This is a genomic window from Actinoplanes sp. NPDC026623 (genome assembly GCF_040638275.1).
Lineage (GTDB): Bacteria > Actinomycetota > Actinomycetes > Mycobacteriales > Micromonosporaceae > Actinoplanes.
Genome location: NZ_JBEZXZ010000032.1, coordinates 13,865 through 38,340, shown reverse-complemented (window position 1 = coordinate 38,340; position 24,476 = coordinate 13,865). Strand labels below are relative to the sequence as shown.

Genomic DNA, 24,476 nt, shown 5'->3' with positions numbered 1-24,476 from the left:
CGAATCCCGCGCCTAGGAGGCGAGGCGCTCCAGCTCCTCCTCGACGACCGACGGGTCGAGCTTGCGGAACACCGGCTTCGGGGCCGCCAGCGGCGTGCCCGCGACCAGCGGCACCGACTCCCAGCGCGCGCCGACGGTGTAATCGCCGGTCAGCACCGGATAGCCCGGGCCGCCGTCGAGGTCCTCGACCTCCACGATGGACGGCATCGGCGCGTGCACGCCGGTGCCGCCGAGCAGCTCGTGCACCTTCTGCGCCGAGTGCGGCAGGAACGGGGTGAGCAGGGTGTTCGCGTCGCTGACGACCTGCAGCGCCACGTGCAGGACGGTGCCCATCCGCGGCTTCTCCTGCTCGGTCTTGAGCTTCCACGGCGCCTGGTCGGAGAGGTACTTGTTCGCCTCGGCGACGACCCGCATGGCCTCGCCGATCGCCGCCTTCTGCCGGTGCTTGCCGATCAGCTCGCCCACGGTCGCGAAGCCGGCCCGCGCCGTCTCCAGCAGGGCGAGGTCGTCGGGCGTCAGGTCCAGCGCCGCGGGGATCTCGCCGAAGTTCTTGGCCGCCATCGAGATCGACCGGTTGACCAGGTTGCCCCAGCCGGCGACGAGCTCGTCGTTGTTGCGCCGGACGAACTCCGCCCAGGTGAAGTCGGTGTCGTTGGACTCCGGGCCGGCCGCGGCGATGAAGTACCGCAGCGCGTCGGCGTCGTAGCGCTCCAGGAAGTCCCGGACGTAGATGACCACCTTGCGCGAGGAGGAGAACTTGCGGCCCTCCATCGTCAGGTACTCGCTCGAGACGACCTCGGTGGGCAGGTTCAGGGCGCCCAGCGAGCCGGGGTTGCCCGCCTTGTCGCCCGCCCCGGAGTAGCCGAGCAGCAGCGACGGCCAGATCACCGAGTGGAAGACGATGTTGTCCTTGCCCATGAAGTAGTAGCCGAGCGCGTCCTTGCCCTGCGCGTCGGCCGACCACCACCGCCGCCACGCCTCCGGGTCGCCGGAGCGGCGGGCCCACTCGATCGACGCCGACAGGTAGCCGATGACCGCGTCGAACCACACGTAGATGCGCTTGTCGGCGCGGTCCCGCCAGCCGTCCAGCGGGATCGGGATGCCCCACTCGAGGTCGCGGGTGATGGCCCGCGGCTGCAGGTCGTCGAGCAGGTTGCGGGAGAACTTCAGCACGTTGGGACGCCAGCCGTCGCGGGCGTCCAGCCACTTGCCCAGCGACTGGGCGAAGGCCGGCAGGTCGAGGAAGAAGTGCTCGGTCTCGACGAACTTCGGGGTCTCGCCGTTGATCCGCGAGCGCGGGTTGAGCAGCTGCTCGGGGTCGAGCTGGTTGCCGCAGTTGTCGCACTGGTCGCCGCGGGCGCTCTCGTAGCCGCAGATGGGGCAGGTGCCCTCGATGTAGCGGTCCGGCAGCGTGCGGCCGGTCGACGGGGAGATCGCGCCCAGCGTCGTCTTGGCGACGATGTAGCCGTTCTCGTTGAGGCCGGTGAACAGCTCCTGGACGACCGCGTAGTGGTTGCGGGTGGTGGTCCGGGTGAACAGGTCGTAGGAGAGCCCGAGGCCCTGCAGGTCCTCGACGATCACCCGGTTGTAACGGTCGGCGAGCTGGCGGGGCGTGACGCCGTCCGCGTCAGCCTGCACCTGGATCGGCGTGCCATGCTCGTCGGTGCCCGAGACCATGAGCACATCGTGGCCGGACATCCGCATGTACCGGCTGAAAACGTCGGAGGGCACCCCGAAGCCGGAGACATGACCGATGTGGCGCGGGCCGTTGGCGTAAGGCCAGGCGACCGCGGCGAGAACGTGACTCATGGTGCCCAAGAGTAGTGACCGCCACCCCGGCCTGGCGAACGCCCGGCCGCCTGACCTTTTTGTCCCGACACGCCCGAGTATCTCCCTGATCACCGCCGGAACCCGTAGTCCAATGGGAGCCATGACGGGTGACGCGCCACAACCTGGGGAAACGCCTCACAACGAGGGCGACCCCTGGTCGTACGCCGATCCCGAGGCCACCTGGTGGCACGTCGACGAGGTCGGCGAAGAGGCCCCGCCGGCCGGGCTGCCGCGGCATCCCCGCCCCCGCGCGGCGCCGGCCGAGGGCGACGAGCCCGCCGAGACACACCCGGCCGCCGAGCAGGACACGGCCGCGACGGTGTCCGACGAAGCCGCCGAGGCGCCGAGCGACGCGCCGCCGGCGGTCCTGACGGCCGTCGTGGCGCCGCCCGCCGAGGCGCCGAGCGACGCGCCGCCGGCGGTCCTGACGGCCGTCCTGACGCCGCCCGCCGAGCCGGAGCCCGACGAGACGCCCGGCACCGCCGCCAAGGGCGTCGAGCAGCGCCACGACGACCTGGACGCCGAGCGCTTCAACACCGAGGGCGACGGCACCGGGTACACGTCCAGGGGCGAGCCCGAGCACGAGCCGAAGCTTCTCGGCCTGCTCGACGCCATCCCGCTGGAGCGGCCGCGGCCCGATATCGCGCCGGACGTGATGATCCTGCCCGAACCGGACCACAACCGGCCGACCGTGGCCCTGGACCGCGGCGCCGTGCCCGGACAGCAACCCTCCGGGCTCTCCCAGACCGGCCGGGCCCGCGACGCGGCCCGGGCGGATCGCGCGCTGCAGGACCGGGTACGCCAGGAGCGCGCCACCGCCCTGCTCGAGACCTCGCCGTTCTGGCAGGCCGGCGGGGAGAACCCGGAGCCGGATCTGCCGCAGGCGAGCCCCGAGCGGCCCGGGAACGCCGTCCGGGCGCCCCGCCGCGGGGTCCGCCACCCGCGCCGCCCGGCGACGGGCCTGCTCGGCCTGCTCGCGCTCGGCCTGATCGCGGCCTTCTTCGCCTGGGTGAGCGCCGAGCCGTTCTGGCTCGCGGTGGGGCACGGCGACCGGGGCACCGCCACCGTCCTGCGGTGCACCGGCTCGGGCGTCACCCAACGCTGCACGGGCCAGTTCGCCGCCGCGGACGGCGCCTACCGGGTGGACGACCTGACCCTGCTGGGCGTCGCGCCCGCCGGGCGCGCCACCGGCTCGGTCACCCCGGCCCGGATGGTCGACAGCGGGAGCCGCCAGGCGTACGCCGGCGGCACCGGCACCCTCGTGCACCTGCGCTGGGCGCTCAGCTTCGTGCTGGTGCTGCTCTGCGGGCTGGGCATCGCCGGGCTGACCGGGGCGCGCCGGCTGGACACCGCCCGGGCCCGGCACGGCGCGCTGCTGCTCAGCCTGGCGGGCCCGCTCGCGCTGCTCGCCGGGTTCCTCGCCGTCGCCTACTGAGCGTGCACCAGTGCGTAGACCTCGCGCTTGCGCAACCCGTACGCGTCGGCCACGGCCTGAATGGCGTCACGCCGCGAGGCGCCGCCGGCCTCGCGCTCCGCGACCGCGGCGCGCAGTTCCTCGTCGGCCGGCCGCTCGGCCGGCCCAGCCGGCGCACCGGCGACGACCACCGTGATCTCTCCGCGCGGCCCCGCCTCGGCCGACCACTCGGCGAGCTCACCCAGCGGGCCGCGGCGGATCTCCTCGTAGGTCTTGGTCAGCTCGCGGCAGACCGCCGCGTCCCGGCCGGCGCCGAAGGTCGCGGCGAGGTCGGTCAGCGCCGCGGTGATCCGGTGCGGCGCCTCGAAGAAGACGAGCGTGCGCGGTTCGGCGGCGAGTTCGCGCAGCCGGGAGCGGCGGCCCGAGCCGGTGCGGGGCAGGAAGCCCTCGAAGCAGAACCGGTCGCTCGGCAGGCCGGACAGCGCCAGCGCGGTGGTCACGGCGCTGGGGCCCGGCGCGGCCGTGACCGGGAAGCCCGCGTCCAGCGCGGCTCGGACCAGGCGGTATCCCGGATCCGAGACGCTCGGCATGCCGCCGTCGGTGACGACGGCGACGACCGCGCCGCCGCGCAGCGCCTCGACCAGGTCGGGGGTCCGGCGCTCCTCGTTGCCCTCGAAGTACGACACGATGCGGCCGGCGACGGTGACGTCGAGGTCCCGGGCGAGGCGCAGCAGGCGCCGGGTGTCCTCGGCCGCGACCACGTCCGCTGTCGCCAGCACCTCCCGCAGCCGGCTGGAGGCGTCACCCACGTTGCCCAGCGGCGCGCCGACCAGTACCACCCGACCCGTACCCGTCTCCGCCACCGAAGAAGTCCATCACACGAGGACGCGCGGGCACCGGGCGCCGTGCTCTTCCGTCGCAGCCTACGATCGCGGGGTGACTTCGGCGACGGCTGAGACTGACACCACCGAACCCGCCCCCGCGGACGACCGGCTCCACGACGCGGCGGCCGACGGCCGACGCGGCGTGCCCGATGCCGTCCGCCGCCGGCTGGCGACGCTGGACCGCTGGTGGAACCCCTACTCGTGGCTGATCACGGCGCTGATCGTGGCCGTCGCGGCGATCCTGCGGCTGTGGCACCTCGACAGCCCGAAGGGCTACATCTTCGACGAGGTCTACTACCCGACCGACGCCTGGGACATGCTCCAGCACGGCGTCGAGTGGGACGAGAAGACCAACGGGCCGGCGTACGTGGTGCATCCGCCGCTCGGGAAGTGGCTGATCGCGCTCGGCGAGGCGGTGTTCGGCAACAACGAGCTCGGCTGGCGGATCTCGGGTGCGATCGCCGGCACGCTGATGATCCTGATCCTGATCCGGGTCGCGTACCGGATGTTCCACTCGATCGTGCTGGCCGGGATCGCGGGCCTGCTGATGGCGCTCGACGGCTTCCAGCTGGTGCTGTCCCGCACGTCGCTGCTCGACATCTTCCTGGGCCTGTTCGTCCTGGCGACGTTCGCGGCCATGGTGCTGGACCGCGACCACTACCGCAGGCGCTGGCTGCGGGCGCTGGAGGGCGGCCACGACCCGGCCGCCGATCCCCGGCTCCCCTGGATCTTCCCCTGGTGGCTGGTCACGGCGGGCGTGCTGTTCGGGCTCGCCTGCGGGGTGAAATGGAGCGCCGCGTTCTTCGCACCGTTCTTCGCCGTGCTGGTCGTGGTGTGGCGGGTGCAGGCCCGGCGCTCGGCGGGCCGGCGCCATCCGATCCTCAAGGGCATCCTCGGCGATCTGGGCTACCTGGTGCTCACCCTCGCTCTGTCGTGCATCTTCTACATCGCGACCTGGACCGGCTGGCTCGTCACGAACACCGGCTACTTCCGCCACTACCGTCAGGCGAACGGTCTCAGCGAGCCGCCGATCCTGGGTGCGCTGCTGAACCTCATGCATTACCACCAGGAGGCGTTCAAGTTCCACAACGGCCTCGACGACAAGCACGTGTACCAGTCGTGGCCCTGGCAGTGGCTGCTGCTGGGCCGCCCGGTCGCCTTCTACTGGAACGGCAACGGCAGCTGCGGGGCGCCCAGCTGCGCCGCGGAGATCCTGCTGCTGGGCACGCCGATCCTCTGGTGGTCGTTCCTGCCCGCGCTGGGCGCGCTGGTCTGGTTCGGCATCGCCCGGCGGGACTGGCGCGCGTTCGCCATCGGTACGGGCGTGACGGCGGGTCTGCTGCCGTGGTTCTACTTCGCGGTGTCCGAGGGCCGGACGATGTTCGCGTTCTACGTGATGCCGGCGCTGCCGTTCCTGATCCTGGCCGTCACCTACGCCCTCGGGGCGATCATGACGCCGTCGACCGGGCTGGTCACGGGCCCCGCACGCACCGACAGACAACTGATCGGCACGGTCGCTGTCGGCGTCTACGTGCTGCTCGTGGCGCTCTGCTTCGCCTACTTCCATCCGATCTTCGTCGGGCAGCTGATCCCCTATGAGGACTGGTCGACGCGCATGTGGCTGGGCAGCCGCTGGATCTGACCGGGCCCGTCGGCGCAACTCGTCGCCGGCGGGCATTGAAACGATAGAAACGCCCGCCGCTTCGCGCGGCGGGCGTTTCTTTATCGAATAGGTGCGCGCCCCGATCGCCTGCCACGGGGGAAGCGGGCGATAGGAGCGCGCAAGATGAAGTTTAACGACCGCCGATGGCAGACACAACGGGCTGGGGATACTCAGATATCGGGAATCTTGTTGCCAACTGAAGACCAGGCCATGAACAGGCACGCCGAGCGTCCACGTGCGACAAAGCGGACAATAAGCTATATTGGTTTTAATGCCACTTATCACATCGTGAATACCATTCGCATAGCCCTTCCGGGCGAGTCGGCAATTCGACAGCAAATGGCCGATCAAAACGGCGTAACCTTTAAGATCCATGATGTTGTGCGCAGGTCAGCGGGTGTCCGCGAAATACTCGCACACGACTTTCCCATCAGGTCAAACGCAAGTGGCCACCGTTTCGGCCATTTCCGCCCACACCTTCGTATGTCATCAGATCCGGTGACCCCGATCAAGATCTCTGTAGATGTTCTTAAGCTCGCCGCGTGACAATGCAGGAGCCCAATAACCCGCCATTCGCCGACGTCGACATTCCTGACACACAGGTGATCGACGTCGCGCCACCCTCGCCGGTGTTCGTGGACTCGACCGGACGCCGCCGGCGCCTGCTGCGGCGGGTCGCATACGGCTTCGGGGCCCTCTGCATGGTCTATGGGGGACTCATCAGCGTCAGCCTGGCCGGCGGGCCGGTCAGTTCCAGCGTCGTGCTGCCCCTGCCCATTCCCGGCCTGGCGGACGACAGCAGCGACGAGAAGGACATTGTCCTGGCCCGGCCCAGCCCGACCCCGGTGCCGGCCACCACCAGGCCCAACGCGCAGCCCATCCTCGAGGTCTTCCCGCGCCGCGGCGCGGGAAGCTCCCGGACGACCGAAGCCAGTGCCGTCACCCCACTGTCGTCGTCCGCGTCGCCCAAGCCGTCCGGCAGCCCGTCGCCCAAGCCGACGACCAAGAAGCCGACCCCCAAGCCGACCACCCCCAAGCCCGCCGAATCGGGGACGACCTCGCCGCCGGTCGATCCCGGCCCGACCGAGACCACCACCAACCCGGCACCGCCCCCGCCGGCACCGCCGCCGCCCCCGGCCAACGACGGCGGCTCGGGCGGAGGCGGAAGCTCGGGCGGAGGCGGGGGTTCGGCCGACACCCCCGTGAGCGTCCCGGAGCCGCCGAAGCCCCCGGCCGACGATCCCGCCGACGCCGACCCCGCGCCGGCCACCACCTCGAAGCCGCAGCCTCGGCCGCAGCCCGATCCGGTGCCCGACCCCAGCGGCAAGGCCACCCCGTGACCCGCCCGCCGTCGCGTCGCAACCGCAACCGCAGCCGCTCCCGGCGCCGCCTGCTGCCGCCGCCGCGCGTCCTGCTCGGCCTCCTGTTGATCAGCCTCTTCGTCGGCGTGCTGGTGGTGCAGGCGTACATCAACTCCGAGTTCACCAGCGACCACCTCGAATCCGAGGTCGGCGACCAGGCCGGCGTGCCCGCGGCGATCCTCAACGGCGGCCCGATCATCAACACCACCGGCGGCCAGGAAAGCTCCAGCCGGCTGCCCGCACGCACCATCGCGCTCACCTTCGACGACGGCCCCGACCCGCAGTGGACGCCGAAGGTGCTGGACATCCTCAGGGAGAACGACGCGCGCGCCACGTTCTTCGTCGTCGGCTCCGAGGTCGCCCGCCACCCGGAACTGGCCAAGCGGATCGCCACCGAGGGCAACGAACTCGGGCTGCACACGTTCACCCACCCCAACATGCAGCGCCTCGCGCCGTGGCGGCGCGACTTCGAGCTGTCGCAGACCCAGTTCGCCATCGCCCGGGCCGCGAACGTGCGCACCAACCTGGTCCGCTTCCCGTACTCGTCGAAGCCGCAGGCCATCGACGAGACCAACTGGAAGATCGTCAAGGAGGCCGGCAAGGACGGCTACCTGGTCGTGGTCAACGACATCGACAGCGAGGACTGGCAGCGCCCCGGCGTCGCGCAGATCGTCAAGCAGGCCAGCCCGGCCGGCGACGCCTCCGCGGTCATCCTGTTCCACGACGCCGGCGGCGACCGGGCACAGACCCTGGCGGCGCTCAAGGTCTTCATCCCCGCGATGAAGGCGCGCGGATACCGCTTCACCACGGTCACCGAGGGCCTGAACCTCTCCATCGCCGAGCAGGAGAAGGACCAGAGCGTCGCCCTGCCGCTGCTGCCGGTGAACCCCGTCGCCGACCCGGCCAACCGGTTGCGCGGCGCCGGGCTGATCTGGACGGTACGGCTGGCGGACGGCCTGGTCTGGGGGCTGGCCGGCCTCTTCCTGGTGGTCGGGCTGCTGACCATCGGGCGTACGGCGTTGTTGCTGCTGCTCGCCACCCGGCACGCCCGGCAACGCCGCAGGCCCGACTGGTCCTGGGGCCCGCCGGTCACCGAACCCGTCTCCGTGATCGTGCCCGCCTACAACGAGAAGGAGGGCATCGAGGCCGCGGTCCGGTCGCTGGCCGGCGGCGACTACCCGGCGATCGAGGTCATGGTCGTCGACGACGGCAGCACCGACGGCACCGCGGCGATCGTGGAGCGCCTCGGCCTGCCCAACGTGCGGGTGGTCCGGGTGCCGAACGGCGGCAAGTCGAACGCCCTCAACACCGGGATCGCGCTGGCCCGGCACGACCTCATCGTCACCGTCGACGGCGACACCATCTTCGAGCCCGACTCGATCCGGATGCTGGTGCAGCCGTTCGCCAGCCCGGCGGTGGGCGCCGTGGCCGGCAACGTCAAGGTCGGCAACCGGCAGACGCTGGTCGCCGCCTGGCAGCACATCGAGTACGTGATCGGGTTCAACCTCGACCGCCGCCTCTACGAGGTGCTCAACTGCATGCCGACCGTGCCCGGCGCGATCGGCGCGTTCCGCCGGTCGGCGCTGGCCGAGGTGGGCGGGGTCAGCGACGAGACCCTCGCCGAGGACACCGACGTGACCATGGCGCTGTGCCGGGCCGGTTGGCGGGTCGTCTACGAGGAGCGGGCCAAGGCGTGGACCGAGGCCCCGACGACCCTCGAGCAGCTTTACCGCCAGCGCTACCGGTGGAGCTACGGGACCATGCAGGCGATGTGGAAGCACCGCAAGGCGCTCACCGACTCCGGCGACTCGGGCCGGTTCGGCCGCGTCGGCCTGCCGTTCCTGGCACTGTTCGGGGTGGCGCTGCCGCTGCTCGCCCCCGTCGTCGACATCATGCTCGTGTACGGGCTGGTGTTCTGGGAGCTCAGCGCGACGGTGACCGCGTGGGGCCTGATGCTGGCCCTGCAGCTCTTCACCGCGGCGGTGGCGTTCCGCTTCGACAACGAGTCGATGCGCCCGCTGTGGCGGCTGCCGCTGCAGCAGTTCGCGTACCGGCAGCTGATGTACCTGGTGTTGATCCAGTCCGCCCTGACCGCCATGACCGGCGGCCGGTTGCGCTGGCACAAGCTGCACCGCGCCGGGCTCACCGGCGCGCGGGACGCCTCGTCAGCCGTGCCCCAGGGCCAGGACGTGGCGCCCGCGGCCGAAACGTGGCCGCACGCCGAACCCGAGGCCTCCACCTGGGCGCACGCCGAACCCGCGGACGGGACGTGGCCAGACTCCGAGCCCGCGGACTCCACCTGGGCGCACGCCGAACCCGCGGCCGACACGTGGCCACCCGGGCGGGACGTCGCACCGGCGGGCGACATGTGGCCACCCGGGCAGGACGTCGCACCCGCGGGCGACATGTGGCCGCGGGGACGGGACGTGGCGCCCCCGGTCCACACCTGGCCGGACGGACAGAACGTGGCGCCGGCGGTCGACACCTGGCCGCCGGTGCTGGACCAGGCGGCCGACCCGGACCACCCCGCGGCGGGGCGGGCGACGGCCCGGCCCCCGGTACCGACCCAGAACATTCCGCGGTACGACAGCGATCACCAGTACGACCCCGAGGCACACCCGTCGACCGGCTCGCCCCCGGCCGGCGGTCCCGGCCCCGTGTTCACCCGCGGGGCGTAACGGGGCCCCGCACCCGCCCGAACTGCAGCCGGGCGGGTGTGGGGCCCTCAGACGCCGACGAGTTCGCGTTCGGCGAACGGGAAGACCACGTGCAGCGAGGTGCCGTCGCCCGGGCGGTCCGAGAGCGCCACCGTCGCGTGGTGGGCGTCGAGGATCCGCTTCGCGACCGCCAGGCCGCGGTCCGGCCCCGGCACGAGACCCGGGTCGGACAGCGCCCCGTAATACAGGTGCGGGAACAGCTCCGGGCGCATCCCGCCCGGGATGTCCATGTCGTCGAGCCGTACCGCCGGGCCGGACTCCATCTCCGTGCCGACCCGCACCCGGCCGCCCGGCGGTGTGTACTTGACCGCCGCGAAGAGCAGGTGCATGAGAACCTGCTCCAGGCGTACGGGATCCGCGATGATCGGCAGCGACGGGCCGCCGGCCTGGTTGAGGATCCAGATCTGTTTCGTCGCCGCGATCGGCCGGACCGCCTCCACCGCCCGCTGGGTCAGCCGGGTCAGATCGATCTGCCGCATGTGCAGGCTGTCCATGCCGTGCCCGGCGTCGGCCATCGACGCCAGGTGGTCGAGCAGGTCGCTGAGCCCGCGCACGTGCGCCGCGGTGGCCCTGCCGACGAGCTCGGCGGCATCCGCGTCCTGGTAGCCGGTGTTGCCGAGGTCGGCCAGGTATGAGCGCATCAGCCGCAGCGGCGCGCGCAGCTCGCCGCCGACCAGCCCGGAGAGCTCGTCCTTGCGCCGCTCCAGCTCCTGCAGCCGCGCGGTGGTGTTGGCCAGCGCGGTGGCGTAGCGGCGCATCTCCAGCTGCGAGGTGACCTGCCGGGCCAGCGCGCGCAGCGCCTGCAACTGCTCGGTGTCGAGCCGGCGCGGCACCGAGTCGAACACGCAGAGCGCGCCGACCGCGAACCCGTCGCTGGTGATCAGCGGTGCCCCCGCGTAGAACCGGACGCCGTCGCCGCGGTCGACCGTCGGGTGGGCGGCGAACCGGGCGTCCTCGCGGGTGTCCGGCACGACCAGCAGCTCGTTGCCGAGGATGGCGTGGGCGCCGAACGACAGGTCGCGCGGGGTCTCGGTCAGCTCGGTGCCGATCTTGGCCTTGAACCACTGGCGGTCGACGTCGATCAGGCTGACCAGCGCCATGGGCACGCCGCAGACGGTCGCGGCGAGCTTGGCGATGTCGTCGAAATCCTTCTCGGCGGGAGTGTCGAGCACGTGCAGTTCATAGAGCGCGGCGAGCCGGTCGGCTTCGTTGCTGGGCAGGGGCGCTGGCATGACTGTCACCTCCTGGAGACACTCCAGGAATACCACCCAAAAGTAGCGAGGCTCGCATTTCGCTAGTTTCCGCTCCGCCGGACCGGCTCGGCCTCGGGCCGGGCGGCTCGGTCGGCTCCGCCTCAGGCCGGGCTGTGGCAGACCGCCTCGACGTTGTTGCCGTCGGCGTCGAAGGCGAACGCTCCGTAATAGTTTGCGTGATAGTCCGGGCGCAGGCCGGGCGGCCCGTTGTCCACTCCCCCGGAGCGCAGCGCGGCGGCGTGGAAGGCGTCGACGGCGGCCCGGTCGGGAGCGGTGAAGGCGACATGCACTCGATGCGAGGGCTCCCGCAGCGCCAGCCAGAAGAACGGCGTGCCGCTGTCGCCGCCGAAACCGACCAGCTTCTGCTTGTCGACCACGACCTTGACCCCCAGCGGACGCAGGGCATTCTCATAGAAGTGCTTGCTCTCATCGAGGTGGTGCACCCCGAGGACGACATGGTCGATCATGGTCAGCCCCTCTCGCAGCCAAGTCGACCGTATCTCCGGCGTACGACATTTCTTGATCTCGTGCGCCCAGCGGCGGTCAGTATGCGCCGAGCAGGGCGGCGGTGTGACTGACCTGGACACTGTGCGTGACGCATGCATCACCGTCAATCATGTGCAGCAGGAAGCCGGTGGGCTCGGCGATGTAGCCCGGCGGCTCGTCCGAGCCGAACAGCAGGCCCGCCTGCCGCCAGAGACTGGGCGCGACGGTGAGCACGCTGCCGGCGAAACCCGCGGTGATGGAGCGGTGCACGTGGCCGGCCATGACCCGCACGACGTGGGGGTGGCCGGAGACGACCTCGCGCAGAGCGTCGCCGTCGAGCAGCCGCATGCCGTCGAGAAAGCGGATGCCGACCGGAATCGGCGGATGGTGCACGCCGATCAGCGCCGGCACCTCCGGCCTGCGCCGCAGCACGTCGTCGAGCCAGGAGAGCTGTGCCGAGCCGAGCCGCCCCGCCGGCGAACCGGGAATCAGCGAATCCAGCGCCACGAGCGTGAACTCCGGATACTCGACCGCGTAGTGCGCCTCGCCGCCGACGGCGGCGAGCAGGGCGTCCCGGCAGTCATGGTTGCCGGTGGTCAGGTGCAGGGGCAGCGGAAAGCTCCCGATGATCTCCAGCAGCGCCGCGTACTCGTCGGGCCGGCCGTGATCGGTGAGGTCGCCGGTGATGACGACGCAGTCGGGCAACGGATCGAGGGCCATGACCCGGGACAGGGCGAGTTGCAGCCCGGCGGCGGGGCCCCCACCCAGCGGCCCGGTGGTGATGTGCGAGTCGCTGAGCTGCGCGATGAACGACGTCATGCCGCCATGATCCAGCGCTGTCCGCCCAGCACAACCGAAAGGTCGTAACCCCTACAGCGTCAATTACAGGACGTACGCGTCACACGCTGCTGTCGACGTACAGGCAGAAGGGGTGACCGACCGGGTCGAGCATGACCCGGACGGTGTCCTGGGGTTGAAAGCTCGCCTCGGTCGCGCCCGCCGCGACCGCCGCCGCGACCGCCCGCGGCAGATCCGGCACCTCGATGTCCAGGTGCATCATCATCTGCTGGTGCCCGGCCTCGTTCGGCCAGGTAGGACGCTCGTAATCCGCCGACCTCTGGAACGCCAGATATTCGACGTGATTGCCGCCGGGCGCGACGCCCACGAAGTCCGGCTCGTCCTTGACGATCTCCCACCGCATCAGCGCGGCGTAGAAGCGCGCCAGCTCGAGTGGTTCGGGGGCGTCGAGCACCACGCCCCAGAAGTGACTTGAGTTTCGTCCCAGCACCAGCCCAGTCTGCCAACATTCCCGCTCCCCCGCACCGCTGCGGCCGCGCGTCCAACAAGGATCGGCCCGGACCGTCACCCGGGTAGCCGGGCCGGCGCGTATCCGGCGCGAAGGGCGAGAACGCCGGCGACCATCGCCCCGATCACCCCGACCAGCTGGACGGCCTGCCCGACCGCCACGACGGCGCCCGACTGCCCGGTGAGGTTGTCGATACCGTTGGGGCTGACCAGAAATCCGACGGTGATGAACGCACCCAGCAGAATCCCGATGGCCGGAGCCCACCGCCACGGTGCCAGCGCCACGAACGCGGCGCCCACCAGCAGGATGACGATGCCCGGCGGTATCGCCACCGGAAACTCGACGCCCCCGGCCCAGAGCATGCCGATCCCGGCCGCCCCGACCAACAGCCCGGCGACCGTGGCCACCCGCAGCCTCTGCCTGCGTTCCATGTGCGCCTCCCTGACGACGTTTGCGTACCGTGCCAGGATCCGGCGCCGCCACCTCCCGGTCGTCCACCACGGAACGACCCCTCCCGTACGCAAATCCGCGTACCCAGAGGCAGCCACGACCCCGCGAATTCGCCTCCCAGCCCGCGACCGCGGCAACGCTCGCCGCCCCTCCGACCCAGCCATCGCCGTCCAAGGGTCAAACGATCTCGAATCAGGCGTCAACCAACCCGCCCCCATTCAGCGGCGCACAAACGGCCCGCTGAGATACACGTCCAGATCCGCCACCAACCGCACCACCACCCCTCAAGCGATGCCGAGACGAAATCCACGTCAAGCAAACGCCAACCGCTCCCCCGACCCAGTCCACCCACCCTCAAACCCCAGACCAGCGCCCGACCCAAAGCAAGCCAAGCAAGCGAACCGAAGCAAAGCCAAGCAAACCAGCAAGCAAGCGAAGCGAAGCGGCCAAGCCATGCGAAGTGGCAAGCAAGCGAAGCGAAGCGGCCAAGCGAAGCGAAGCGGCCAAGCGAAGCGAAGCGGCCAAGCGAAGCGAAGCGGCCAAGCCATGCGAAGTGGCAAGCAAGCGAAGCGAAGCGAGCCCACCACCGCAACCAAAGGGCCACCGCGAGAAAGACAACCACCGCAACCGATACAGCGCGGGGTTTCCGGGGGCTCGGCCCCCGGAGGAGAAATGACGAGTGCCCCCGGTCCGCGCATTCCGCGGACAGGAGGCACTCAGGTACTCGTGGAGCTGTGGGGATTTGAACCCCAGACCCCCTCGATGCGAACGAGGTGCGCTACCAGACTGCGCCACAGCCCCTCCGGTCCCGTAGGACCGCAGCAAGGCTAACAGGTCTTCCCGCTGCCCCGCGAATCACCCTCCCAAAGATCATCAAGCCGGGTATGAGGACCCCCGCCCGCCCGCCTCGTAGGCCCGTCCGCGCAGCCCGCCGCCCCGCCGGTAGGACACCGAGCCGCCGTTGACGGCCGCCGGCAGGTCCGAGGGGTCGCGGTTGAGGCCCATCGCCGAGCGCCGTACGGCTTCCTTCTGTGCCGCGAGCCGGCGCTGTGCCTCCCGGCGGGCCGCCGCCCGGCGGGCCTGTTCCCGGCGCACCTCGGCCTGCCGGGCGGCGAGCCAGGCCGCTTCCCGGGCTTCGACGCGCCGGCGGTGCTTGTCCGCGATGGCCCGGTTGCGCAGGTGTACGAGGTAGACCCCGAGCAGCGTGCCGGTGACCGCGAAGCCGATCCAGAAGCCGGGCCCGACCGCGAGCACGCCGATCAACTCGATGACGTTGAGCAGCAGCAGCGCGGCGAACACCCGGCGCCGCCGGACGACGGCGGGCGTCTGCCTGCGGCGTACGGGTGGACGGCGCGCCGGCCGGCGCGCCGGGACCAGCCGCAACCGCCGGGAGGGCGGCGGCGGGGTGGGGGTGACGGAGACCGGCGCAGGATCACCCGTTAGGGTCCGCGACGTAACCACATACCGGCGTCCGGGGTTTACCGGTCGGCGTCCGGGCACAGTGCGGAGCCGACGGCGGCGCTGCAGCACCCGAGCCGTCGACGACGCCCGCTCCGCCGCCAGGCGCTCGGTGGCGTCGTACCGGCGCACGAGCGCGGGTGCGAGGGCGAGCAACCCGGCCGCGGCGAGGACGGCGAGGAGCACCGAGGTCGGCACCCTCACCCCTCCCGTCAGCCTCGAAGGGCGTCCGGGCGGCGACCCGGGCGCACAAAAGTCCCAATCTCCCCGAGGTTACGGGCGGGAGCTGCGGAAATCGCCGCGCCGCGCCGGGGCGGTACCGTCCTGATGATCATTTCGGCACATCGACCGCCGGGCGTTTCGCGGGCTGGTGCGGGGTCAGCCGGCGTTGGCGCGCAGCCGCCGCCACCTGGCGACCAGCCCACCCTCGGCCGCTACTTCTTCGCTGGTCATCGCGAATCCCAGGTGGTCGCGCCAGGCGCCGTCGATGTGCATGTAGCGCGGGTGGTAGGCCTCTTCGCGGAAGCCCAGCTTCTCGACGACCCGCCGGCTGGGCCCGTTCTCCGGCCGGATGTTGATCTCCACCCGGTGCAGCCCGCCGGCGCCGAAGGCGTGGTCGACGGCGAGCGCCAGCGCCGTCGGGATCACCCCGCGCCCGGCCACTCGTGAGTCGACCCAGTAGCCCACGTACGCGGAGCTGAACGCCCGCCGCACGATGCTGCCGAGATTGATGTGGCCGACGAGGCGCTCGCTGCCGTCGTCCTCGCGGAGGCAGACCGCGAAGGGCATGCTGTCGCCGCGCCGGGCGGCGCGTTTCATGTCGCGGTAGACGTAGAGGTAGGCGCGCGTGGAGTTCATCTCGGACCAGGGTCCGGGCGGCGACGACTCCCAGGGGCTGAGCCAGGCCTCGTTGGCGATCCGCACCGCGGACCATTCCTGCGCGTCACCGCGACGGTACGGCCTGAGCAGCACGGATCCGTCCGCCAGGACGGCGGGCCATCCGGGCATGGACCCCAGCATCATCGCCTCCGGTCGAGCAGCAACACGTCGACGGTCGACCCGGCAGCCGCCGAGGTGACCCGCTCGCCGAGCACCAGCAGACCGTTGGCTTCGGCGAGGCCGGACAGAGTGTACGGCCCTCCGGCGAGTGGCTGCACGGTATAGCCGCCACCGCGCCGCTCCGCGACGTGCGCGGGGCGGAACTCGCGCAGCCCGCCGGGCGAGGAGACGGTCTCCAGCAGGTGCGCCTTGACGCTGGGCCGGAACACCGGCTCGGAGCCGGCCAGCAGCTGGATGACGGGACGGGCGAGCACCTCGAAGCCGATCAGGGCCGCGCCGGGCTCTCCGGGCAGGCAGACGACGGGAACCTCCTCGCCGCCGACCGTGCCGAAGCCGAGTGTCGCGCCCGGGCAGAGCGCCACGTCGGTGAAGCCGACGGTGCCCCGGCCGTGGTCGCGGCGGGACAGGACCCGGCGCAGCATGTCGCCCGGCCCGGTGCCGGTACCGCCGGTGGTGATGATCAGGTCAGCCCGCAGCGTCTGGTCCTCGAGCAGCCCGCGCAGGCCCTCGGGGTCGTCGTCGCAGATCCCGATCCGGTACGCGAGCGCGCCCGCCTCGACGGCCGCGGCGGTGAGCGCGTGCGAGTTGGCGTCGACGACCTGCCCGGGCTGGCTGGGGCGGCCGACGTCGACGAGTTCGTCGCCGGTCGCCACCACGACGACCCGCGGGCTGGGCCGCACGACGACGTGCCCGATGCCCGAGGCGGCGAAGACGGCCACCATCGCCGGGGTCACGTAGGAGCCGGCGGGCGCCAGCACCCGGCCGACGGGCAACTCGTCGCCCGCGCGCCGGACGCCGGAGCCGCGCTTGGGCGCGTGCAGGATCTCCACCGCCGCCATGCCCTGGTCGGTCCAGTGCACCGGCACGACGACGTCGGCCCCGATCGGCAGCGGCGCGCCGGCCGCCACGGAGAAGCAGGTGCCGGGGGTCAGCCGCACCGGCCGCCAGCTTGCCGCGCCGAGGTCGCCGACGACGTTGAGGCGTACCGGCCGGGGGCCGCCCTCGAATCTGCCGAACGACGGGTGTGAGCCGATCCGCCCGGCGGCGGCAAGGTCCTCCCAGCGCGCCGCGTAACCGTCGATGGCCGACTGGTCGAAGGCCGGGTACGGGTGCGGGGCGAGCACGTCGCCGGCGAGGACGTTGCCGTGCGCCTGGGTGAGGTCGAGGTCGAGCGGAGGCAGCGCCCGCAACCTGCGCAACACACTGCCCAGGTATTCGGCGAGAGGCATCAGCTCGTTGGCGGCCGCCTCGGCATCGGCCGTAGCGGTCATCCCTTGGCACCGCCGGCGACGAACTCGCCGAGCCACGCACGGAACTCCGCGCCCAGGTCTTCCCGCTTCGCGGCGAGCTGCACGACGGCCTGCAGGTAGCCCAGCGGCATGCCGGTGTCGTAGCGGTGGCCGCGGTAGATGATCCCGTGCACCGGCGTGCCGTCCGCCAGCAGCGCGGCCATCGCGTCGGTCAGCTGGATCTCCCCGCCGCTGCCCGGCTTGGTGTCCTGGATCGCGTCGAAGATCTTGGCGGGCAGGATGTAGCGGCCGAGGACGGCCAGGTTGCTGGGCGACTCCTCGGGCGACGGCTTCTCCACCAGCCCGGTCACCTCGACGACGTCGTCGCCGCCGATGGCCGAGGGCGCGACCGAGGCGATGCCGTACCGGGAGGTCTCCTCGGGCTTGACCTCCATGAAGGCCAGCACGATGCCGCCGGTCTGGGCCTGCAGGTCGAGCATCGCCGGCAGCAGCGGCTTGTCCTCCTCGACGAACTCGTCGCCGAGCAGCACGGCGAACGCGTTGTCGCCGATGTGCGAGGCGGCGACGCCGACGGCGTGCCCGAGCCCGAGCGGCTCGCCCTGTCGGCAGGTGTAGATGTCGGCGAGCTCGCTGGTGCGCCGGACGGCGGCCAGCCGCTCGAGGTCGCCCTTCTCCTCGAGCCGGGCCTCGACGTCCGGGCGGCGGTCGAAGTGGTCCACCATCGAGGTTTTGCCGCGCCCGGTCACGAGCAGGACGTCCGTGATGCCCGCGGCGGCGGCCTCCTCCACGATGTACTGCAGCACGGGGCGGTCCACAACGGGCAGAAGTTCCTTGGGTACGGCTTTGGTCGCCGGCAGGAAGCGGGTGGCGAGCCCTGCTGCCGGAATGACGGCCTTCACCGCTCGACGGCCGCTCGCATGGGCCTTCGTCGTCATCTGAGAAGTCACCGTACCTTCGCTCCATTCGTGCCCGGACATGCCGCGAGACTATCGGCCGCGACCCTGTCGCGGCGGTTGTGGCCCGCCGGACGCGCCCGGCGCCGCGACGTCTGGACCAGTGACGTGATCAAATTGCCCTTCCGGCACGGCCGGCGAAACCTCGGCGTCGGTCACCGCCACCGCTGGCAGCGGCACGGTCTCGGCCAGGCGGTACGTGTCTCGTCCGGCGTTCTTCGCCGCGTACAGGGCGTCGTCGGCGGCATCGAGGACCTGCTGCGCCGTGGTGCCGTGCTCGGGGTAGACGGCGATGCCGATCGAGACGCTGATCGCGACCCGGTCGAGGGGCTGCCCGGTCACCGAGTCCTGCCTGCGTGGATCGATCGGCACCGGGATCTCGCGCACGGCGGCGCCGAGCCGCTCGGCGACTATCACCCCGCCGTACGCGTCGGTCTCGGGCAGCAGCACCACGAACTCCTCCCCGCCCTGCCGGAAGGCGACGTCGACCTCGCGCAACCCGATCCGGATCCGGCGGGCGAACTCGCCGAGCACGGTGTCGCCGGCCGCATGCCCGTACGTGTCGTTGACGTCCTTGAAGTGGTCCAGGTCGAGCACGAGCACGGTCAGCATCCGGCCGAACCGGCTGGCCCGCTCGACCTCGCGGCGCAACGACTCGCGCAGGTAGCGGTAGTTCCAGAGTCCGGTGAGCGGGTCGGTCAGGGAGAGCCGCTGCGCCTCCTCGTGCACCCGCACGTTGTGCACGGCCACCCCCGCCTGCCCGGCGAAGGTCCGCAGGGTGAGCAGGTCCGCGTCGTCGAACTCGTCGCCGCCGAGCCGGTCGTAGAGCGCCAGCACCCCGAGCGTGGCCGGCTGCCCGCCGGCCAGGGCGTCGCCCGGCACCAGCGGGTCGCCGACCGTCGCGGGTGCGCAGATCGGCACGGCCACGTAGGTCCGGCAGGCCGGCTCGTCGAGGACGCTCGCGCCGAGTCCGCGGACGCCACGCCGGGGTTCGCCGCTGGCCGCGACCGCGCCGAGGACGCCGGCGCCGGGCGTCAGGCGCAGCGCGGGCAGCTCGGCCTCGGGCACGTCCCAGCGCCCGGTCAGCCCCTCGCCGCAGCGCGCAACCAGCCGGCCGTCGACCGGGTCGAGCAGCAGCACGATCCCGGCCCGCGCGCCGGTCGCGGAGAGCGCGGTCTGCAGGATGACCTGAAGGATCCGGTGCAGGTCGTGCGTGCTGGAGAGGGTCTCGCCGAGGATCGCGAGGTGGCCGCGGAGCTGGTCGCGGCTGGCGGTGAGCGCCTGCACGTAGGCCTGCAGCTCGCGGGTCATCCGGTTGAACGTGCCGGCCAGCCGGCCGAGCTCGTCGTCCCGCCCGGCCGGCACCCGGGTGCCCAGCTCGCCGTCGGCCACCTTGCCGACCGCCCAGGCCAGCTCCTCGAGAGGCCGGGTGGTGGAGCGGGCCAGTTGCCGGGCGACGACGATCGCGAGGATCGCGACGAGGGCGACCCCGACGATCAGGGAGGCGTAGAGCGTCTTCGGGTCGGAGTTCGCCACCGAGACCGCGAGCGGCAGCGGCTGGCCGGGCTCGGCCGGGATCCCGCGCACCGACCGGTGCCCGCGCCCGGTCCGGCCGTCGGGCAGCGCCGCGGCGATCCGCCTGCTCGCCCGGTCCGGCTCGGAGCTCAGCGCCGGCCCCGCGCCCGGCCCGTCGCCGGTGAGCAGCGTGACGGCGGCGCCGCTGGACGCGGCAAGCCGGTTGACGAACCCCGCGTCGAGCCGCTCGGCGGCGGAGACGACGACCTCGCCCTGGCGCGCCCGGGCGACGATCGCGACGACCGTGCCCGCGGCGACCGGCGCGGCGCAGTCCCGCTGGCCGGCGGGCTCGCCGGCGCCGATCCGGATCTCGGTGGCGAGGCCGCGGATGACCATCTGGTCGGCGGCCTGCCGCCGGCTGACCTCGGGCAGCACGGCGACCGCGTCGGCGGCGGCCTGCAGCTGCCGGCACACGGCACCGATGGCGGTGCGCACCGTCGTCGCGGCATGATCGAGTCGCTCGACCGTCCGATCCCGGCTCACCGTGGCGACGGTCATCCCGACAAAGAAGGACCCGAGCAGAACCGGACCGAGCACGACCGCCAGAAAAGCGGTAGTGAGTCGGCCACGCAGAGTCACATGTCCTCCTGGAAGTGGCCTTCTTTGGAGCGATGCTGACATAGTGTGCACCGTTTGCCGGTTTTCAAAAGGGGGTGTTGCATGCCGGATTTCGCCAGTGAAGCGGAAAAATCAAGAACTGCGAAGATTGCGCTGCGCGATCAACTCCTCGCAGCACGTAGATCACTCCCCCCGGAAACCCGCGCGTCGGCCGCGGCCGCGGTCCAAGCCGCCCTGCAGAATCTCGTACGCGCACAGTCCCCCACGATCGTCGCCGGCTATGTCCCGGTAGGTCCCGAACCCGGCGGCGCCGACCTGCCGGAGATGCTGGCGGGACGGCTGATCCTGCCGGTGCTGCTCCCGGACAACGACCTCGACTGGGTCCGCTACGAGGGGCCGGACTCCCTGCGACCGGGCCCACGGGGCCTGCGCGAGCCGATCGGGCCCCGCCTCGGCCCGGACGCGGTGGCCCGGGCGTCGCTGCTGGTGGTGCCCGCCCTGGCGGTCGACCGCTCGGGCCTGCGCATGGGCCGCGGCGGCGGCTCCTACGACCGGGCGCTGGCCCGGGCCGCGAACGCGTACTCCGTCGCCCTGCTGCACGACGGCGAATTCCTGGCCTCGGTGCCGGCCCAGCCGCACGACCGCCGGGTGCACGCCGTGATCACACCGGCCGAGGGCCTCAGCGAGACGGTGGACTGGACGAAATAAACTCCGATGACGGAGCATTGGCACTCCTAGACCACGAGTGCCAAGCCAGCGAGTATCACGGAGGACCAGTGCCCACGTACCAATACGCCTGCACCGAGTGCGGTACCCCGCTCGAGGCCGTGCAGTCCTTCTCCGACCCGGCGCTGACCGACTGCCCGCACTGCAGCGGCCGGCTCCGCAAGGTCTTCAACTCCGTGGGCGTCGTCTTCAAGGGCTCGGGCTTCTACCGCAACGACTCCCGCTCCGGAAACGTGAGCGCCGAGAAGCCGGCGGCGTCGACCTCCTCGGAGAGCAAGTCGGACTCGTCGTCCTCCACCACCCCGGCGTCCACGTCCAGCTCATCGTCGTCCTCGACGCCGGCGTCCTCGTCCTCGTCCTCCTCCGGATCGAGCTCGTCCAGCTCGGGCTCGTCGGCGGCGAAGTCCTCCTCTTAGCAGTTCCGCGCTCGCTGCCGAGCTCGTCCACATCCCGGGGTTGTCCACAGGACGGCCGCCGGGATGTGCCGTTTCCGCCTACCGTTCTGCCCCGGTGACACACCCGGGGGCGGTCAGGAGGCCACGATGCGCGGGGAACCACGGCTGGACCCGGTCCGCTGGCGCCGCCCGGGCCGGGCGGCGCTGCTGAGGCCGGTGGTGGTCGCGGTGCTCCTGGCGACCGCGGCGGCGGCGATGTGGTCAGGAACACAAAACTGCGCCACGCCCCGGGCCGCCGGGCCGGCCCGGTCGGCGCGGCCGCCGGACCGCGCCGGCATGGACTGCCCGGCGGGCTCCCGCACGGACAGCAGGCCGACATCGCCGAAACCGGCAGGCACCGACGATCAGAAGCCGAACGGCGCCACCGAGCCGCCGTCCCGAGCCGATCAGGTCCCGGCCGGGGCTCCGATGACCCGAAACCGTCCGGCCGTGCCGGCGGGGACGGTGGGCGTGCCGATCCGTCTCGCGGAACCGGCCGCACTGCGGCTGCTGCGGCCGGGCGACCACGTCGACGTGTTCCGGCTGACCGGCGACGACCGCAGCCCGCCGGCCGTGGCCAAGGCCGCCCTGGTCCTCGACGTGTCGGGAATCGACGACCCGGCGACAGGCGGGCTGCTGCTGGCCCTGACCCCAGCCGAGGCCCGCCGCACGGTAACCGGCGCCGACCACGGCTACGCAGTCCAGATCCGCCCCGACGGCTGACACATCGCCCACCCCGCAGACCGGCGGGCCTCGCCACGCAGACCGGCAAGTCTCGCCGCGCAGACCGGCGGGACCTCACCGCGCACCGGCGGGCCTCGCCGCGCGGGCCAGTCCTCGCGGATCAGCAATCCCGCCACGCGGACCAGGCGTGGCGCGGGCGCCGCGAGGGCTTGGGGCGGGCGGGTCAGCCCCAGTGCGGCGGCCGGTCCTCAAGGAGGCGATCGTCGTTCGAGTCGTCGCCGCCGTTGCCCCAGCCCCGCTCGGTGTCGTCGCGGGTCTGTTCGGGCAGCAGCGGCAGCTCGTCGGACTCGAGGTCCACGGTGCGCTCGGCGTCGGCATCGCGTTCGGGCTCGTCCAGGATGTCCACGCTATGAGGGTAGGCCGCGTCGCGATGCACTGTCGGCACCGGATAGATGTAGCGTCGATGAACGTGAGCGCCCCGACCGGTTCCGACGACGACCCATATTGGCAGCGCCCCGGTGCCGAGCCGGAGCCCTTCGGGGCCGGACGCCCGGTGCCCGAGCCCGATCGCACGCCCACCTACCAGGGGCCGCCGCGCACGCCCCCGCCGTCGCCGCAGTGGCGCCCGCCGATGGTGCAGAAGCCCCCGCAGCCACGATCCATGCCGGGCCAGAACATGGACGTCCTCGACGAGTCCGAGGGCACGGCGCGCACCATGACCTACGGCGTCGGCCTGGTCGCGGGCGCGATCGCCCTGATCCTGATGTGCCTGCTCTGCGGTCGCGTGATCTTCTGACCGGCTCACCGTCGGATGCCGAGCAGCTGACCTGCGTCAAGGTCGCATCACGCCGCCCGCGGTGATGATGAAGCGGCCTGCGCCAGGTACCGGCGGACCCGAGGCGGGCGGCGCCCGGCCAGGATGCCCCGCGCCGCCGACACGTCCGCTGTCGGCAGGCCGGGGCCGGGGTTCGGAGGCCGCCGAAGCGATATGCCGTGACCTCGCCGCGCTGACGGCCGGGAACGCGAGGTGCTGACGCTCGCGGGCCGCGGCCTCTCGAACGCGGAGACCCGCCGCCGCCGGGCGTCGCCTTCCGCCAAAGGCACTGATCGCCCTGTCGGCGCGCGGTGCTACCGCCCCGGCCGCCACCCCACACGGCGGCCGAGACGGCGGACCATCAGGAGGTCGTTCCCCAGACTGACTGAGCTCCGGAGTCTCCGGTCTTGAACACGTAATAGCCGGAGACCACCGCGAGCGCCACCACGATCACTGCCAGTCCGAGCTCGGCCGCACGGGGTAGCCGGCGGCCCGCCATCAGCACCATGACGAGGGTCACAACTCCGAGGCCGAGCGAGAAGTAGAGGGTCCGCGTGCCGAAGCCCATGTGCTCGTCGAGCGCCTCCAGCGGCGGGCCGCTCATGCCGGCCGCCACCCGGCGGTCGTAGAGCTTCTCGCCGGACAGCTTGGCCACCAACGCCGCCGTCGGCGCGACGATCGCGAGCAGCAGGGCGGCCCAGCCGATCTTCGATCGCCACCGCGGCACGACCGCGTAGACGATCGCCGCAAGGGCCAGGAGCGGCACAAATACCACCGCCGCGTGGACCACAAGAGCGTGTACGGGCATGCCGTTGATCAGATCGAACACGGCCACCTCCTTGATTCGTTCGGGACCGGGTCCGCCAGCCTAGAGATATCTGACGCCGCAAACATCCCCCCTGCCTCCGCCTACGCGCAGTTGACCATTCCGGTTCACCGGACGCGGCCATGTTGCCGAGAACCTGCCTTCGCGCAGGCCGCAGCGGTCCGAACCGAGGTTGAGCCGCTCGGATCGGCGTGCTGTCATGGTGTGGTGTCGACGGGTGAGCAGGTGCTGCGCGCTAACGGCCTGCGCGTGACGCGGCCGAGGGTGGCCGTGCTCGAGGTGCTGACCCAGGGCGGCCACCTGGAGGTCGAGGAGATCACCCGGCAGGTCCGGGAACGGCTCGACTCGGTGTCCACCCAGGCCGTCTACGACGTGCTCGGCGCGCTCTCCCGGGCCGGCCTGGCCCGGCGGATCGAGCCCGCCGGCAGCCCGGCGCGCTTCGAGGCCCGGGCCGGCGACAACCATCATCACATCGTCTGCCGCGGCTGCGGGGCGATCGAGGACGTCGACTGCGCCGTCGGCGAGCGCCCGTGCCTGGACCCGGGCGTCGACCACGGCTTCGAGGTGGACGAGGCGGAAGTGACGTTCTGGGGCCTGTGCCCGTCCTGTCAACGCGAACGCAACGCCGATCGCGCTGCCTGAACCTGTTCAACTTTGCGGCCCGCCGTGGCACGCTGAACCGGTGAGCGATTCTCCATCCGGCGTGGATCCGGAGGCGTCCGGACCGTCGACACCCGCCGGGCTCGGCCAACCGGACCGCGTTGCAGGAGGCCCG

General features: G+C 71.9%; 24 protein-coding genes and 1 tRNA gene. 10 read left to right on the top strand and 15 right to left on the bottom strand.

Going from position 1 to position 24,476, the window contains the following annotated elements:
- Positions 1 to 12 precede the first annotated feature (12 nt).
- Positions 13 to 1,809 (bottom strand): methionine--tRNA ligase, encoded by a 1,797-nt coding sequence (gene metG, locus AB0F10_RS12975; protein WP_360623221.1) that lies wholly within the window; start codon positions 1,807 to 1,809, stop codon positions 13 to 15.
- 121 nt (positions 1,810 to 1,930) lie between these two features.
- Here metG and AB0F10_RS12970 point away from each other — a divergent pair, with 121 nt between their 5' ends.
- Positions 1,931 to 3,265 (top strand): hypothetical protein, encoded by a 1,335-nt coding sequence (locus tag AB0F10_RS12970; protein WP_360623219.1) that lies wholly within the window; start codon positions 1,931 to 1,933, stop codon positions 3,263 to 3,265.
- Here AB0F10_RS12970 and rsmI read toward each other — a convergent pair.
- A complete protein-coding gene (gene rsmI / locus AB0F10_RS12965) occupies positions 3,259 to 4,107 on the bottom strand; it encodes a 16S rRNA (cytidine(1402)-2'-O)-methyltransferase (RefSeq protein ID WP_360623217.1) in 849 nt (282 codons plus the stop codon). The two genes, AB0F10_RS12970 and rsmI, sit on opposite strands and share 7 nt — an antisense overlap.
- A 73-nt stretch (positions 4,108 to 4,180) precedes the next feature.
- Here rsmI and AB0F10_RS12960 point away from each other — a divergent pair, with 73 nt between their 5' ends.
- The 4 genes from AB0F10_RS12960 (at position 4,181) to AB0F10_RS12945 (ending at position 9,830) form a co-directional block, all read left to right on the top strand.
- A complete protein-coding gene (locus AB0F10_RS12960) occupies positions 4,181 to 5,770 on the top strand; it encodes a glycosyltransferase family 39 protein (RefSeq protein ID WP_360623215.1) in 1,590 nt (529 codons plus the stop codon).
- A 144-nt stretch (positions 5,771 to 5,914) separates the two neighbouring features.
- A complete protein-coding gene (locus tag AB0F10_RS12955; protein ID WP_360623213.1) occupies positions 5,915 to 6,337 on the top strand; it encodes a hypothetical protein in 423 nt (140 codons plus the stop codon).
- Positions 6,334 to 7,131 (top strand): hypothetical protein, encoded by a 798-nt coding sequence (locus AB0F10_RS12950; RefSeq protein WP_360623211.1) that lies wholly within the window; start codon positions 6,334 to 6,336, stop codon positions 7,129 to 7,131. The genes AB0F10_RS12955 and AB0F10_RS12950 overlap by 4 nt, the downstream gene beginning before the upstream one ends.
- The gene (locus AB0F10_RS12945) at positions 7,128 to 9,830 is read left to right on the top strand and encodes a glycosyltransferase (protein WP_360623209.1); all 2,703 of its coding nucleotides are present in this window, start codon (positions 7,128 to 7,130) and stop codon (positions 9,828 to 9,830) included. The genes AB0F10_RS12950 and AB0F10_RS12945 overlap by 4 nt, the downstream gene beginning before the upstream one ends.
- A 47-nt stretch (positions 9,831 to 9,877) precedes the next feature.
- On the opposite strand, the gene AB0F10_RS12940 is transcribed toward AB0F10_RS12945, so the two are convergent.
- The 11 genes from AB0F10_RS12940 to AB0F10_RS12890 all read right to left on the bottom strand — a co-directional run bounded on the left by AB0F10_RS12940 (position 9,878) and on the right by AB0F10_RS12890 (position 20,238).
- Positions 9,878 to 11,101 (bottom strand): GAF domain-containing sensor histidine kinase, encoded by a 1,224-nt coding sequence (locus AB0F10_RS12940; RefSeq protein ID WP_360623207.1) that lies wholly within the window; start codon positions 11,099 to 11,101, stop codon positions 9,878 to 9,880.
- A gap of 122 nt (positions 11,102 to 11,223) precedes the next feature.
- Positions 11,224 to 11,589, bottom strand: coding sequence for a VOC family protein (locus tag AB0F10_RS12935; RefSeq protein ID WP_360623205.1), 366 nt, complete (start codon positions 11,587 to 11,589; stop codon positions 11,224 to 11,226).
- Between the two features lie 76 nt (positions 11,590 to 11,665).
- Positions 11,666 to 12,427 (bottom strand): metallophosphoesterase, encoded by a 762-nt coding sequence (locus AB0F10_RS12930; protein ID WP_360623203.1) that lies wholly within the window; start codon positions 12,425 to 12,427, stop codon positions 11,666 to 11,668.
- Positions 12,428 to 12,506: 79 nt separating this feature from the next.
- Entirely contained in the window at positions 12,507 to 12,896 is a 390-nt protein-coding gene (locus AB0F10_RS12925) for a VOC family protein (protein WP_360623201.1), read from the bottom strand.
- Positions 12,897 to 12,970: 74 nt separating this feature from the next.
- Positions 12,971 to 13,345: a hypothetical protein gene (locus AB0F10_RS12920; protein ID WP_360623199.1), complete on the bottom strand. Its 375-nt coding sequence runs from the start codon at positions 13,343 to 13,345 to the stop codon at positions 12,971 to 12,973.
- Between the two features lie 746 nt (positions 13,346 to 14,091).
- Positions 14,092 to 14,165 (bottom strand) — tRNA-Ala (locus AB0F10_RS12915).
- A 72-nt stretch (positions 14,166 to 14,237) separates the two neighbouring features.
- Positions 14,238 to 15,020, bottom strand: coding sequence for a hypothetical protein (locus tag AB0F10_RS12910; protein ID WP_360623197.1), 783 nt, complete (start codon positions 15,018 to 15,020; stop codon positions 14,238 to 14,240).
- Positions 15,021 to 15,200: 180 nt separating this feature from the next.
- On the bottom strand, positions 15,201 to 15,842 hold the full coding sequence (locus AB0F10_RS12905) for a GNAT family protein (RefSeq protein ID WP_360623195.1): 642 nt from the start codon (positions 15,840 to 15,842) through the stop codon (positions 15,201 to 15,203).
- Positions 15,842 to 17,152 (bottom strand): gephyrin-like molybdotransferase Glp, encoded by a 1,311-nt coding sequence (gene glp, locus AB0F10_RS12900; protein WP_360623193.1) that lies wholly within the window; start codon positions 17,150 to 17,152, stop codon positions 15,842 to 15,844. Before glp ends, AB0F10_RS12905 begins: the two co-directional genes overlap by 1 nt.
- Entirely contained in the window at positions 17,149 to 18,066 is a 918-nt protein-coding gene (locus AB0F10_RS12895) for a UTP--glucose-1-phosphate uridylyltransferase (protein WP_360623191.1), read from the bottom strand. Before AB0F10_RS12895 ends, glp begins: the two co-directional genes overlap by 4 nt.
- Positions 18,067 to 18,117: 51 nt before the next feature.
- Positions 18,118 to 20,238 (bottom strand): diguanylate cyclase, encoded by a 2,121-nt coding sequence (locus AB0F10_RS12890; RefSeq protein WP_360623189.1) that lies wholly within the window; start codon positions 20,236 to 20,238, stop codon positions 18,118 to 18,120.
- Positions 20,239 to 20,319: 81 nt separating this feature from the next.
- Here AB0F10_RS12890 and AB0F10_RS12885 point away from each other — a divergent pair, with 81 nt between their 5' ends.
- The 3 genes from AB0F10_RS12885 (at position 20,320) to AB0F10_RS12875 (ending at position 22,100) form a co-directional block, all read left to right on the top strand.
- Positions 20,320 to 20,925, top strand: a complete 606-nt coding sequence (locus tag AB0F10_RS12885) for a 5-formyltetrahydrofolate cyclo-ligase (RefSeq protein WP_360623187.1) — start codon at positions 20,320 to 20,322, stop codon at positions 20,923 to 20,925.
- Positions 20,926 to 20,993: 68 nt separating this feature from the next.
- The gene (locus tag AB0F10_RS12880; RefSeq protein WP_360623185.1) at positions 20,994 to 21,359 is read left to right on the top strand and encodes an FmdB family zinc ribbon protein; all 366 of its coding nucleotides are present in this window, start codon (positions 20,994 to 20,996) and stop codon (positions 21,357 to 21,359) included.
- Between the two features lie 126 nt (positions 21,360 to 21,485).
- Positions 21,486 to 22,100, top strand: a complete 615-nt coding sequence (locus tag AB0F10_RS12875; RefSeq protein ID WP_360623183.1) for a hypothetical protein — start codon at positions 21,486 to 21,488, stop codon at positions 22,098 to 22,100.
- Between the two features lie 184 nt (positions 22,101 to 22,284).
- Here the strand turns inward: AB0F10_RS12875 and AB0F10_RS12870 are convergent, their stop codons facing one another.
- Complete coding sequence (locus AB0F10_RS12870; protein WP_360623181.1) at positions 22,285 to 22,467, bottom strand: hypothetical protein; 183 nt, start codon at positions 22,465 to 22,467, stop codon at positions 22,285 to 22,287.
- Positions 22,468 to 22,524: 57 nt separating this feature from the next.
- Between AB0F10_RS12870 and AB0F10_RS12865 the strand changes: the two genes are divergently transcribed.
- Positions 22,525 to 22,857 carry a translation initiation factor 2 gene (locus tag AB0F10_RS12865; RefSeq protein ID WP_360623179.1) on the top strand — a complete coding sequence of 111 codons (333 nt, stop codon included), beginning with the start codon at positions 22,525 to 22,527 and terminating at the stop codon, positions 22,855 to 22,857.
- A 379-nt stretch (positions 22,858 to 23,236) separates the two neighbouring features.
- On the opposite strand, the gene AB0F10_RS12860 is transcribed toward AB0F10_RS12865, so the two are convergent.
- Positions 23,237 to 23,704 (bottom strand): DUF2231 domain-containing protein, encoded by a 468-nt coding sequence (locus AB0F10_RS12860; RefSeq protein ID WP_360623177.1) that lies wholly within the window; start codon positions 23,702 to 23,704, stop codon positions 23,237 to 23,239.
- A 204-nt stretch (positions 23,705 to 23,908) separates the two neighbouring features.
- Here AB0F10_RS12860 and AB0F10_RS12855 point away from each other — a divergent pair, with 204 nt between their 5' ends.
- Positions 23,909 to 24,343, top strand: coding sequence for a Fur family transcriptional regulator (locus tag AB0F10_RS12855; protein WP_360623175.1), 435 nt, complete (start codon positions 23,909 to 23,911; stop codon positions 24,341 to 24,343).
- The last annotated feature ends 133 nt before the right edge of the window (positions 24,344 to 24,476 follow it).

Bases quoted from the DNA above. Each gene is read 5' to 3' on its own strand.
- AB0F10_RS12930 (WP_360623203.1), bottom strand. From the start codon at position 12,427: ATGACGTCGTTCATCGCGCAGCTCAGCGACTCGCACATCACCACCGGG.
- AB0F10_RS12885 (WP_360623187.1), top strand. From the start codon at position 20,320: ATGCCGGATTTCGCCAGTGAAGCGGAAAAATCAAGAACTGCGAAGATT.
- glp (WP_360623193.1), bottom strand. From the start codon at position 17,152: ATGACCGCTACGGCCGATGCCGAGGCGGCCGCCAACGAGCTGATGCCT.
- AB0F10_RS12865 (WP_360623179.1), top strand. From the start codon at position 22,525: ATGAACGTGAGCGCCCCGACCGGTTCCGACGACGACCCATATTGGCAG.
- AB0F10_RS12935 (WP_360623205.1), bottom strand. From the start codon at position 11,589: ATGATCGACCATGTCGTCCTCGGGGTGCACCACCTCGATGAGAGCAAG.
- AB0F10_RS12920 (WP_360623199.1), bottom strand. From the start codon at position 13,345: ATGGAACGCAGGCAGAGGCTGCGGGTGGCCACGGTCGCCGGGCTGTTG.
- AB0F10_RS12940 (WP_360623207.1), bottom strand. From the start codon at position 11,101: ATGCCAGCGCCCCTGCCCAGCAACGAAGCCGACCGGCTCGCCGCGCTC.
- AB0F10_RS12895 (WP_360623191.1), bottom strand. From the start codon at position 18,066: ATGACGACGAAGGCCCATGCGAGCGGCCGTCGAGCGGTGAAGGCCGTC.
- AB0F10_RS12970 (WP_360623219.1), top strand. From the start codon at position 1,931: ATGACGGGTGACGCGCCACAACCTGGGGAAACGCCTCACAACGAGGGC.
- AB0F10_RS12875 (WP_360623183.1), top strand. From the start codon at position 21,486: ATGCGCGGGGAACCACGGCTGGACCCGGTCCGCTGGCGCCGCCCGGGC.
- metG (WP_360623221.1), bottom strand. From the start codon at position 1,809: ATGAGTCACGTTCTCGCCGCGGTCGCCTGGCCTTACGCCAACGGCCCG.
- AB0F10_RS12955 (WP_360623213.1), top strand. From the start codon at position 5,915: ATGAAGTTTAACGACCGCCGATGGCAGACACAACGGGCTGGGGATACT.
- AB0F10_RS12905 (WP_360623195.1), bottom strand. From the start codon at position 15,842: ATGCTGGGGTCCATGCCCGGATGGCCCGCCGTCCTGGCGGACGGATCC.